Origin of the sequence: Kitasatospora sp. NPDC059803 (genome assembly GCF_042732255.1) — a bacterium.
Taxonomy (GTDB): Bacteria; Actinomycetota; Actinomycetes; order Streptomycetales; family Streptomycetaceae; genus Kitasatospora.
In genome coordinates, this window is the sequence record NZ_JBHWIJ010000015.1 from 27525 (window position 1) to 38141 (window position 10617).

Sequence of the window (10617 nt, forward strand, 5' to 3'; positions counted from 1 at the left end):
CCCGAACCCGCCCGGGCCGGACCCCGCCCGCCCGACCCGGAGGGGGGCCCGCGCCGGGGTGGTTCACCCGGCGCGGGCCCCTTCGTCGGTGGCGGCGGCGCGGCCACCGCTCACCCCGCGTTCTCACATCCCCGGAGGATGTCCGCGAGCTGGGCGTCGAGTTCCTGCCCGGTGATCTCCTGGCCCATCGGCACCAGCCGGTCGGTGCGCGCCAGGAAGGCGACCAGCGGCGGCGCCGAGGCCCGCAGCAGGGCGTCCCCCTCGGGGGAGTGCAGCACGATGCAGACCTCGGTGAGCTCCTCGCCGACCGGGTGGATGTGCACGTCGCCCTCGCCGGAGGGCCGGCTGATGCCGTCGAGCAGCAGCTCGCGCGCGAACACCCAGGTGACGGGTTCGTCGCCGGGCAGGTGGAAGGTGAACCGGACGGCGTACGGGTCGTCGGGCTCGTACGCCAGGTCCACCACGATGCGGAAGGAGAGCTCGTGCGAGACCACGAGATTCATCACCAGGTGTCCCTGGACTGTGCTGTGCTGCATGGCGCCAGTACCTCTCGTGGGGCGTGGGGGGGGCGGCCGGGTGGGCCGTGGGGTGGAGGGCGGTGGGCTTCGGATGCGGGGGGCTTCGGGCGTGGGGCCGGGATCGTCAATTGCTGGGCTTGGGGCGGTTTCTGACGGTTTTGTGCAACCAATCCCTGTTAGATCACCATCGTCCACGTTTGGGGACGTAGTGGACAAGGTGTGCTTTTTCAAATGGTGAACGGACGGGATCCGTACCGGCGCGAGGAGCGTCAGAGGACGAACGACGGGCCCATCGCGCCCACGCTGCGCCGCAGTTGGCCGGCGACGACGGTCAGCCGGTCGGCCTGTTCGACCGGCAGCGACAGGGCCATGGTGGCGACCATCGGCCCGACGGTGATGGGGACGGCCGCGCAGACGGTGCCGAGCGCGTACTCCTGACGTTCCAGGACGGGCATGGTCGGCCGCAGCGAGGCGAGCCGGCGCAGGACGGCGGCCTCGCCGGTGACGGTGGAGGGGGTGAGCCCGACCGGCGGGTGGCGGGCGAGGTGGTCACGGCGCTCCTCCTCGGACAGTTGGCCGAGCAGGCACTGGCCGATGGCGTGCGCGTGGCCGGTGGCGCGGAGGTCGGCCCAGGGCTGGACGGCGGGGCGACCGGGGTCGTCGGCGACGTCCACCACGTGGATCTCGCCGTCCCGGTAGAGCGCGAAGTAGACCGGGGCCCCGAGTTCGTCCCGTAACCGCTGCATCCGCGCGCGCAGGTCGTGCCGGTCGGACTGCCGGTCGTCGGCCCGGCCTATGCCGTTGACCGACTCCCCGTAGAAGAACCGGCCGTCGGAGCGCCGGAGGTAGCCCTCGTGGGTGAGGGTGCGCAGCAGGTGGTAGGCGGTGCCGAGCGGCAGTCCGGCGGCGCGGGCCAGTTGCTTGGCGGTGGCGCCCTGCCGGAATCCCCCGACGGCCTCCAGCAGCCGCAGCGCCCGCTGGACGGAGCCGATCAGGGTGGGGCCGCGGCCCTTGCCCGGAGAGGTCGACGGCGAGGAGGACGGCGAGGTGGGCGTCGGCGGGCTGCCGGGCGGCGAGGTGGGCGTCGGCGACCTGGCGACGCGCCCGGTGCGGACCGTCCTGGACGGCTCTGCGATCTGATCCATGGCCACGTCCATCCCCCAGCCCGAGTCAATGCACAGAAAGGGCATCCGGAGCGAAGCCCTCCGATCTGCCCGATAGTGGCTCATTGCAGCACAGGGATGACCTCCCTGCAATCACTCTTACAGCGATCACTCGGCAAAATCCTTCGATTCGAAGGTAAATATCAGAATCGATCGACATTTGGAAGATCAGTTCAAGATTCACCTTCGCTATCCAAGATCTATCCGCAGTTACTCCCCGCCCCCGAACGGACGCACCGGTTCGGGCGGGTTTCGGCCGGACCGTCCCGCGGGAGACTCCCGCACAACGCTCCAGCCCCGGAGGTCGCCATGGGCCCCGACAACCGAACCCCGCCGCCCCGCCCGGTGGTGAAGCGCACCGCGCGGGCGATCCTGCTGGAGCTCGACCCGGACGACCCGTACGGCCCGGCCTCGATCGTGCTGATCCGGCGGGTCCGGCCCGGCTCGCCCCAGCCGTACTGGATCACTCCCGGCGGCGGAGTCGAACGCGGCGACCGCACCGTGGTCGAGGCGCTGCACCGCGAGGTGGACGAGGAACTCGGCGGCAAGATCGTCGACGTGGTGCCCGCCTTCGTCGACACCATCAGCCACACGCACCATGACGACGGCACCCTGCTCCACCCGCACGGGGTCAAGGTGCAGCACTTCTTCGCCTGCCGGCTCGCCTCGATGGACCTCAGCCGGCGGCACGGCCCCGAGGTGGACGAGCCCAACGGCGAGTACCAGGTGGTCCGGCTGCCGTTCACCCGCGAGGGGGTGACCTCCGTCAACGTCGTCCCGCCCCGGCTGCGGGCGTACCTGGCGGCCAACATCGAGGGCGTCCGTGCGCTGCTCGCCCCGGACCTCGGCTGACCGACCGATCACCCCGCCGCCCGCTCACCCCGCCGCGAGGTCGCCCACCAGATCGTGCCGGATCCGCTCGGCCGGCACGCCCGAGCGCAGCAGCACCCCGACGCCCCGGCGGACCATCGCGGGCGGCCCGCTGAGGAACGCCTCCCGCCCGGCCCACGGCCCGAACCGCCCTACCACCTCGGGGAGTTCGCCGGTCAGCGCGCCCTCGGCCGACCCGGTGCCGGAGAGCACCGGCCGCACTGTGAGCCACGGCAGCCGCCGGGCCAACTCGTCCAGCCCGTCCAGCTCGTACAGATCGGCGGCGCGGCGGGCCCCGTAGAACACGTCGACGGCGCCGACCGGCGTGCCGCGCTCGGCCACCTCCTCGACCAGCGCGCGGATCGGCGCGATGCCGGTGCCGCCGCCGAGGCAGAGCAGGTCCGCGCCGGCGACGTGGTCGGCGGTCATCGTGCCGGCCGCCGGGCCCAGCCGCAGGACGTCCCCGGGCGCGGCCCGGTGGACGAGCGCGTTGCTCACCCAGCCCGCCTGGACGGCCTTCACGTGGAAGGTCAGCAGCCCGTCCGGCCGGGGGGCCGAGGCGAACGAGAAGTGCCGCCAGACCCGCGGCCACCAGGGCGTCTCCAGACTGGTGTACTGCCCGGCCCGGTACGGGTACGCCTGGTCCGGCCGGACGGTGATCACCGCGACGTCCCGGGTGCGACGCTCGTGCCGGACCACCTCGCCCTGCCACCAGGGCGGCGAGGTGCGGGCGGCGTCCTCGGCGGCCTCGATCATGATCGAGGAGACCAGCCGGTAGACCCGGCGCCAGGCCAGCTCGGTCTCGGCGTCCCACCGGCTGCCCGCGTACCTGGCCAGCGCCTGCACCAGGCACTCGCCCACCGGGCCGTAGTGGCCGGTCAGCGTGCCGTACCGGCGGTGGCCGCGGCCGAGCGCGCCGAGGTAGACGCGCAGGCCGGCCGGGTCGTCGGCGCTGCGGGCGGCGGCCAGCAGCGCGCGGAACAGGCGGTCCCGCTGGACGTCCATGGCGGCGGGGAAGAGCGCCCGGACCTCGGGGTGGTGCAGGAAGATCAGCGCGTAGAAGTGCGCGGTGGCGCGGTCGGCGACCGGCTCGACGACCGCCAGGCTGGCCCGGATCAGCTCCACGTCCCGTACGGTGAGCGGCTGTTCGACGGCGGAGGCGCCGCGGCCGGGGGCGCCGCGGTCGGGGGCGGGCAACGGGGCCGACAGTTGGGTCGGCCGGCCCTCGGAAGGCTCCTGCGCGGCCCAGGCTCTGGTCCAACTGTCGCCGGGTCCAGCCCAGTTGAGGCCGGGAGCATCGGTGAACAGCGGCCGGAACGCGGGGGCGGCAGGCGGCTCGGCAGGCGGCTCCGGGTAGCCGGGCGCGGAGACGGCCGGCGGCTGCACCGGCGGGGCGGGCACCCACGGGAGGGCGGGCACCGCCGGGAGGACGGCCGTCGGCGCCTCGGCCGGGATCTGCGGCGGGAGGTCCGGCGGGTCCAGCGGCATCGGCGGCCGTTCGGGCCCCGCCCCGGCCGCCCTCGCGGCTGCCATCCCGGCCGCCATCCCGGCCGCCGTCACCTCGGCCGTCACGTGCGCCGTCGGGTCCGCCGCCGCGTCCGCCGGGAGCTCCGGCAGGCCCGGGACGGAGGCGGCGCCCGCCGAGCCGTACCCGGTGCGGACCAGAAGTGTTCTGCGGGACTTCACCGCAACGTTTCGAGTACCCAAGAGAATCGTTTCGCCTCCGGCCGCCCTGCGCCACCACCTGGCTTGTCTCTGCTGGCGCCTAGGCAGCGTGGCACGCCCGAACTGCTCATCCGACAAATCACGCGAAGCCCGGACACCCGGGCCCGGGACGCGCTACTCTCCCTCGATTCACGCCCCGTCGCCCTGGGTGCGGAGCACGCCACCCAGGGCGACCGAGCCGTGCTCAGAGCTGCCGCAGCAGCGTCCCCGGCCGCTCCACGCAGTCCGCGACGAACCGCAGGAAGCCGCCCGCCGTCCCGCCGTCGCAGACCCGGTGGTCGAAGGTGAACGACAGCTGCACGACCTCGCGCACCGCCAACTCCCCCTCGTACACCCAGGGTTTGGCGACGATCCGGCCGACCCCGAGCATCGCCGCCTCGGGGTGGTTCAGGATCGGGGTGGAGCCGTCCACGCCGAACACCCCGTAGTTGTTCAACGTGAAGGTGCCGCCGGTCAGTTCGGCCGGCGTGAGCGAGCCGTCGCGCGCCGCCTCGGTCAACCGGACCAGCTCCTCGCCGAGTTGCTCGGTGGTGCGGGCGTGGGCGTCCCGCACCACCGGGACGACCAGGCCCCGCTCACCCTGCGCGGCGAAGCCCAGGTGCACCGCCGAGTGCCGGATGATGCCCGAACCATCCTCCGTCATACTGGAGTTGAGCTCCGGGAAGCGGGCCAGCGCGACCGTACAGATCCGGGCGAGCAGCGCCAGCACGCTCACCTTCGGGCCCGGGGCGGCATTCAACTGCCGCCGCAACAGCATCAGTTCGGTGGCATCGGTGTCCACCCAGCAGGTCACGGCGGGGATCTCCCGGTGGCTGCGGCTGAGCTTCTCGGCCACCGCCTTGCGCAGCCCGCGCAGCGGGACGACGCCCTCCCGCGCCACCGGCGCCGGAGCCGTCGGGGCCGCCGCCTTCACCGCGACCGCCCGTTCGACGTCCGCGCGCATGATCAGCCCGTCCGGGCCGCTGCCGGAGAGCGCGGCCAGGTCGACCCCCTGCTCCCGGGCCAGCCGCCGCACCAGCGGCGAGATCACCGGCACCACGCCCGGAACGGTCCGCACCACCAGCGCGGGAGCAGCAACAACAACCGGAACAGCAACAGGAACGACAGCAGGAACAGCACCCCCCACCCGGCGCCGCCGCCCGCCCTTCCCCGGCTCGGCGACCCCATACCCGACCAGCGGCCGCTCCACCTCCGCCGCCGCCTCGGCCAGCATCCCGGCCGCCGCCTCGACCAGCAGCGAGGCCCCGTCCGCCGGAGCCACCGCGACCGTCACCAGCGGCGCGCCCACGGCGATCTCCTCGCCCTCCTCGCCGTACCGGGCGGTGACCACCCCGCCGTACGGGCAGGGCACCTCCACCACGGCCTTGGCGGTCTCCACCTCCACCACCGGCTGGTCGACCGCGATCACCTCGCCGACCTCGACCAGCCACCGCACCACCTCGGCCCCGGTGAGTCCCTCACCGAGGTCGGGCAGCCGGAACTCGCGCACGACGGGCATCATCCTCGGTCCTCCCACTGCAGCCGGGCGACCGCGTCCAGGATCCGGTCCACCCCGGGCAGGTGGTGGTGCTCCAGCATCGGCGGCGGGTACGGGATGTCGAAGCCGGTCACCCGCAGCACGGGCGCAGCCAGGTGGTGGAAGCAGCGCTCGGTGACCCGGGCGGCGATCTCCGCGCCGGTACCACCGAAGCCGCTCGCCTCGTGCACCACCACGGCCCGGCCGAGCGAGCGCACCACCCGGCAGACCGTCTCGTCGTCGAACGGCACCAGGGTGCGCAGGTCCAGCACCGCGAGGTCCCAGCCCTCGGCCTTCGCCGTCTCGGCCGCCTCCAGGCAGACCGGCAGCGAGGGCCCGTAGGTGATCAGCACGGCGGAGGTGCCGGGCCGCCGCAGCACGGCCCGGCCGATCGGCTCGACCGGCGCGGCCGGGTCGAACCCGTCCTTGCCCCAGTAGAGCCGCTTGGGCTCCAGGAAGACCACCGGGTCGTCGGAGGCGATCGAGGCCCGCAACAGCCCGTACGCGTCGGCGACCGTCGCCGGGGTGACCACGTGCAGGCCGGGGGTGGCCGCGTAGTACGCCTCGGAGGCGTCGCTGTGGTGCTCGACGCCGCCGATGCCGCCGCCGTACGGGATGCGGACGGTGATCGGCAGCGGGAGCCGGCCGGCCGTGCGGTTGCGCATCTTGGCGACGTGCGAGAACAGCTGCTCCAACGCCGGGTAGGCGAAGGCGTCGAACTGCATCTCGACGACCGGGCGCAGCCCGTACATCGCCATGCCGATCGCGGTGCCGAGGATGCCGGCCTCAGCCAGCGGGGTGTCCAGGCAGCGGTCGGGGCCGAACTCGGCGGTCAGCCCGTCGGTGATCCGGAAGACGCCGCCGAGCGCGCCGACGTCCTCGCCGAGCACGTGCACCGCCGGGTCCTCGCGCAGGGCGTCGCGCAGCGCCGCGTTGAGCGCCTGCGCCATGGTCGCCGTACGGGTCGGTGTGGCCGTCTGGTTCATCAGTGCTGCACCTCGGCCTCGGCGGCCAGCTCGGCGGACAACTGGGCGGCCTGTTCCCGCAGTTGCGGGGTCGGCTCGGCGAAGACATGGGTGAACAGCGCCATCGGGTCCAGCTCGGGGTCGGCGTGGAACTCGGCCCGCATCCGGGCCGCCAGCGCCTCCGCCTCGTCGGCCGCCGACTGCACCAGCGCGTCGTCCAGGACGCCGAGTTCGCGCAGCGAGCGGTCCATCAGCAGGATCGGGTCGTACTCCCGCCAGGCGGCCACCTCCGGATCGGTGCGGTAGCGGGTGGCGTCGTCGGCGTTGGTGTGCGCCTCGACCCGGTAGGTGAGCGCCTCGACCAGGGTCGGGCCGCCGCCGGTCCTGGCCCGCTCGACCGCCTCGGTCAGGACGCCGTGCACGGCGGGCGCGTCGTTGCCGTCCACCAGCCGGCCCGGCATGCCGTAGCCGACGGCCTTGTGGGCGAGGGTGGGCGCGGCGGACTGCGCGCTGAGCGGGACGGATATCGCGTAGCCGTTGTTCTGCACCAGGAAGACCACCGGTGCCTGGAGCACCGCGGCGAAGTTCAGCGCCTCGTGGAAGTCGCCCTCGCTGGTGCCGCCGTCACCGAGCATGGCCAGTGCGACCACCGGCTCGCCGGCCAGCCGGGCGGCGTGCGCCAGCCCGACGGCGTGCGGGGCCTGGGTGGCGAGCGGGGTGCAGAGCGGGGCGGTGCGGGTGGCGCGCGGGTCGTAGCCGGTGTGGGCGGTGCCGCGCAGCAGGGTCAGCGCCTCCAGCGGGTCGACGCCCCGGGAGACCACCGCGAGGGTGTCGCGGTAGCTGGGGAACAGCCAGTCGGCCTCGCCGAGCACCAGCGCGGCGGCGACCTGGCAGGCCTCCTGGCCGGTGGACGCCGGGTAGACGGCCAGCCGGCCCTGCTTGGTCAGGGTGGTGGCCTGCTGGTTGAAGCGGCGGCCGACCACCAGGCGGCGGTACAGCTCGCGCAGCAGTGCGGGGTCGTACTTCTCCAGCGCGGGGGTGCCGAGCACCCGGACCGGTGAGGCGTCCGGGAGCAGGGGGGCCGGGTCGGTCCGCGGGGCGGTGGCCCCGGGGGTCCAGCCGGGCACCGCCGTGTGGTGTCTGTGGTCGAGAACGGTCATCTCGGGGCACCTCCTGGGGTGGCGGGGGCTCCCTACCGATTGTTCGGTCGTCTGTTCATCTTGACCAGAAGCGTGACAAGGTGGTGGACATTCGGCCTGAGCGGCGGTCGACTGGTGGCAGTGTGTCCAATCGGCGAGGGTGGGGGGTCATGTCGGCTGAACAGATGTCCAGACTCGACCGGGTCGACCGTTCGATCCTGCGGCTGCTGCAGCAGGACGGCCGCGCCTCGATCCGCTCGGTGGCCGAGCGGGTGCACGTGTCCCGGGCGAACGCCTACGCCCGGATCTCCAGGATGGTCGAGGACGGCATCATTCGCGGCTTCACCGCCCGCGTCGACCACGAACGGGCAGGTCAGGGCGCGTCCGCGTACATCACCCTGAAGATCGTCCAGAACTCCTGGCGTACGGTCCGGGAGCAGCTGCTGCAGCTCCCCGGGGTCGCCCACATCGCCCTGGTCGGCGGAGACTTCGACGTCCTGCTGCTGGTGCACACCGCGGACAACCACGCGCTGCGGGAGCTGGTGCTGGGCAGCATCCAGTCCATCCCCCAGGTGCTCGGCACCCGGACCATGCTGATCTTCGAGGAGACCGACCAGGTCCCCCCGGACTGACGGCCGGGCCACCGGCCGGCCGGTGGCGGCTACCGCGCGCGCAGCCCGTCGAAGGCCAGGTGGACGACCGCGTCCGCGACGCCGTCGGTGCCCTTGAGGCCCGGCCGGTACCACTCCACGATCGAGTTGATCATCCCGAACAGCAGCCGGGTGGCCAGCCGCGGCTCGACGTCCGCGCGCAGCGCACCGTCCGCGACCGCCGCCCGCAGCAGCTCGGCGACCTGGTGGTCGAACTCCCGGCGCCGCTCCAGCGCCCACTGCTCGGTCACCGTGTTCCCGCGCACCCGCAGCAGCAGCGTCACGTACGGCAGTTCCGCGAGCAGCACCTCGGCGGTGCGGCGCACCACGTGCTCCAGCCGCTCCACCGCCGGGCCCCGCACCGCCGCCGGCTCGGCCAGGATCGCGAACAGCCCGTCCAGCGCCCGCCCGACGGCCAGCCGCAGCAGCTCCTCCTTGCCGCGGACGTGGTGGTAGATGGACGACTTGGAGATCCCGGCCGCCCGGGACAGGTCCTCCATCGAGGTGCCGTCGTAGCCGCGCTCGTTGAACACGTCGACGGTCACCGCGAGCAGTGACTCCACGGTGTAGGCGGTACGCGTGCTGTGATCGGCCATCCTCCGAGTATCCCCGGCCGCCCCGCGCCGTACGCGATCGGGTCGGTTGGTCCACACCAGGCCCCGATGCGCAGGCCCTAGACTCGGCGGACGATCGTCCACGTCCAGCAGGGTGGGGTCCAGTCCGAATGAACGCAATACCGGCCGTCGCCTCCGACGTGCCCGAGCAGCGCAGCGATGATCCGGGGGGCGTGCCCGGCAGCGGCTGGCGGGAAGGCGCCCGCGCCCTGGTAGTCCGGTTCGGGCCGGCGGTGTGGTGCTACGCGGTGCTGAAGCTGATCGGCTTCACCGTCTTCATGAAGCTGCTCTCCTTCTCCGGCGACTACCTCAAGAAGCCGGCCCGGTTCGGCGGCGGCGCCAACCCCTGGGACGTGCTGGCCACCTGGGACGGCTGGTGGTACCAGCAGGTGGCCCAGTTCGGCTACCACCCGGCGCTGGTCACGATCCCCAACGGCCCGGTCGGCTTCTCCGTCGAGCAGAACTCCGCCGCGTTCTTCCCGCTCTACCCGGGCCTGATGCGGATGACCTCGGACGTCACCGGCCTCGGCCTGTACGGCGCCGGGATGCTGGTGTCGGTGGTGGCCTCGCTGTTCGCCGCCGCCGGGATCTACGCCGTGGTGGACCGGATGGCCGGCCCCAGGGCGGGCGTGATCGCGGCCGGGATCTGGGCGATCGCCCCGGGCTCGGGCGCCGAGTGGGCGGTCTACTCGGACTCCACCTTCGTCGCGCTGGCCGCCTGGGCCTGCTACTGCGTGATGACCAAGCAGTGGGTCGCCGCCGGGGTGATCACCCTGGTCACCGGGCTCAACCGGCCGACCGCCGCGGCACTGATCGGCGCGGTCGGCCTGGCCGCGCTGGTGGAGCTGTACCGGCGGGAGAGCGGCGTCCTGCGCCCGCTGACCGCGATGCTGCTGGCCCCGGTCGGCCTGCTCGGCTACGTGGCCTGGGTGGGCTGGCGGATGGGCGAGTGGGGCGGCTACTTCCGGCTCCAGCACGATGCCTGGCTGCACTACTTCGACTGGGGCCAGGGCACCTGGCACGCGATCCGCGGCGTGCTGCTGGGCCGCAACGACTACCCGTTCGCGTTCCCGGTGCCGGACCTCTTCGCCACCCTGATCGTGCTCACCCTGCCGGTGCTGATCGTGCTGCTGATCCGGCTGCGCCCGCCACTGGTGCTGACCGCCTACACGCTGGCCACGATCGTCTCGGTGCTGGGGAGCCTCGGCATCTTCGGCAACGTCTCGCGCTACCTGCTGCCGGCGTTCCCGCTGCTGATCGCGCTCGCGGTGGCGATGCGCAAGCTCAGCTGGCCGGTGCTGGCCGCGGTGCTGGGGTTCGGCGCGGTCGCCTCCGGCTGGTACGCGGGGTACGTCATCTTCGAGCTGGGCGTGCCGTAGGCCCTGCCCGGCACCGGCCCACGGGGGCGGGGCCACCACGGACGCGCCCCCGCGCGTTTTCCGGGCCCGGCGCCCGCG

At 73.4% G+C, this 10617-nt stretch carries 10 protein-coding genes; 3 read left to right on the plus strand and 7 right to left on the minus strand.

What is annotated here, in order from left to right; translation table 11 throughout:
* Positions 1 to 110: 110 nt before the first annotated feature.
* Complete coding sequence (locus tag ACFV6I_RS04345) at positions 111 to 536, minus strand: SsgA family sporulation/cell division regulator (RefSeq protein WP_063348424.1); 426 nt, start codon at positions 534 to 536, stop codon at positions 111 to 113.
* Positions 537 to 787: 251 nt separating this feature from the next.
* Positions 788 to 1663, minus strand: a complete 876-nt coding sequence (locus ACFV6I_RS04350; protein WP_079136277.1) for an IclR family transcriptional regulator — start codon at positions 1661 to 1663, stop codon at positions 788 to 790.
* Between the two features lie 327 nt (positions 1664 to 1990).
* Between ACFV6I_RS04350 and ACFV6I_RS04355 the strand changes: the two genes are divergently transcribed.
* The gene (locus ACFV6I_RS04355) at positions 1991 to 2533 is read left to right on the plus strand and encodes an NUDIX domain-containing protein (RefSeq protein WP_063348425.1); all 543 of its coding nucleotides are present in this window, start codon (positions 1991 to 1993) and stop codon (positions 2531 to 2533) included.
* A gap of 24 nt (positions 2534 to 2557) precedes the next feature.
* On the opposite strand, the gene ACFV6I_RS04360 is transcribed toward ACFV6I_RS04355, so the two are convergent.
* The 4 genes from ACFV6I_RS04360 to pdhA form a co-directional block, all read right to left on the minus strand.
* Positions 2558 to 4237, minus strand: coding sequence for a globin domain-containing protein (locus ACFV6I_RS04360; RefSeq protein WP_380343283.1), 1680 nt, complete (start codon positions 4235 to 4237; stop codon positions 2558 to 2560).
* Positions 4238 to 4460: 223 nt separating this feature from the next.
* A complete protein-coding gene (locus ACFV6I_RS04365) occupies positions 4461 to 5774 on the minus strand; it encodes a dihydrolipoamide acetyltransferase family protein (protein ID WP_380343328.1) in 1314 nt (437 codons plus the stop codon).
* Positions 5774 to 6778, minus strand: coding sequence for an alpha-ketoacid dehydrogenase subunit beta (locus ACFV6I_RS04370; RefSeq protein ID WP_063348427.1), 1005 nt, complete (start codon positions 6776 to 6778; stop codon positions 5774 to 5776). Before ACFV6I_RS04370 ends, ACFV6I_RS04365 begins: the two co-directional genes overlap by 1 nt.
* A complete protein-coding gene (gene pdhA, locus ACFV6I_RS04375) occupies positions 6778 to 7917 on the minus strand; it encodes a pyruvate dehydrogenase (acetyl-transferring) E1 component subunit alpha (RefSeq protein ID WP_063348428.1) in 1140 nt (379 codons plus the stop codon). Before pdhA ends, ACFV6I_RS04370 begins: the two co-directional genes overlap by 1 nt.
* A gap of 149 nt (positions 7918 to 8066) precedes the next feature.
* On the opposite strand from pdhA, the gene ACFV6I_RS04380 reads away from it, so the two are divergent.
* A complete protein-coding gene (locus tag ACFV6I_RS04380; protein ID WP_079135725.1) occupies positions 8067 to 8528 on the plus strand; it encodes an Lrp/AsnC family transcriptional regulator in 462 nt (153 codons plus the stop codon).
* Between the two features lie 29 nt (positions 8529 to 8557).
* Here ACFV6I_RS04380 and ACFV6I_RS04385 read toward each other — a convergent pair whose 3' ends face one another.
* Positions 8558 to 9142, minus strand: coding sequence for a TetR/AcrR family transcriptional regulator (locus tag ACFV6I_RS04385; protein WP_063348430.1), 585 nt, complete (start codon positions 9140 to 9142; stop codon positions 8558 to 8560).
* 128 nt (positions 9143 to 9270) lie between these two features.
* Here ACFV6I_RS04385 and ACFV6I_RS04390 point away from each other — a divergent pair, with 128 nt between their 5' ends.
* Entirely contained in the window at positions 9271 to 10539 is a 1269-nt protein-coding gene (locus ACFV6I_RS04390; RefSeq protein WP_363368170.1) for a hypothetical protein, read from the plus strand.
* The last annotated feature ends 78 nt before the right edge of the window (positions 10540 to 10617 follow it).

Bases quoted from the DNA above. Each gene is read 5' to 3' on its own strand.
- ACFV6I_RS04345 (WP_063348424.1), bottom strand. From the start codon at position 536: ATGCAGCACAGCACAGTCCAGGGACACCTGGTGATGAATCTCGTGGTC.
- ACFV6I_RS04385 (WP_063348430.1), bottom strand. From the start codon at position 9,142: ATGGCCGATCACAGCACGCGTACCGCCTACACCGTGGAGTCACTGCTC.
- ACFV6I_RS04350 (WP_079136277.1), bottom strand. From the start codon at position 1,663: ATGGATCAGATCGCAGAGCCGTCCAGGACGGTCCGCACCGGGCGCGTC.
- ACFV6I_RS04380 (WP_079135725.1), top strand. From the start codon at position 8,067: ATGTCGGCTGAACAGATGTCCAGACTCGACCGGGTCGACCGTTCGATC.
- ACFV6I_RS04370 (WP_063348427.1), bottom strand. From the start codon at position 6,778: ATGAACCAGACGGCCACACCGACCCGTACGGCGACCATGGCGCAGGCG.
- ACFV6I_RS04355 (WP_063348425.1), top strand. From the start codon at position 1,991: ATGGGCCCCGACAACCGAACCCCGCCGCCCCGCCCGGTGGTGAAGCGC.
- ACFV6I_RS04390 (WP_363368170.1), top strand. From the start codon at position 9,271: ATGAACGCAATACCGGCCGTCGCCTCCGACGTGCCCGAGCAGCGCAGC.
- pdhA (WP_063348428.1), bottom strand. From the start codon at position 7,917: ATGACCGTTCTCGACCACAGACACCACACGGCGGTGCCCGGCTGGACC.
- ACFV6I_RS04365 (WP_380343328.1), bottom strand. From the start codon at position 5,774: ATGCCCGTCGTGCGCGAGTTCCGGCTGCCCGACCTCGGTGAGGGACTC.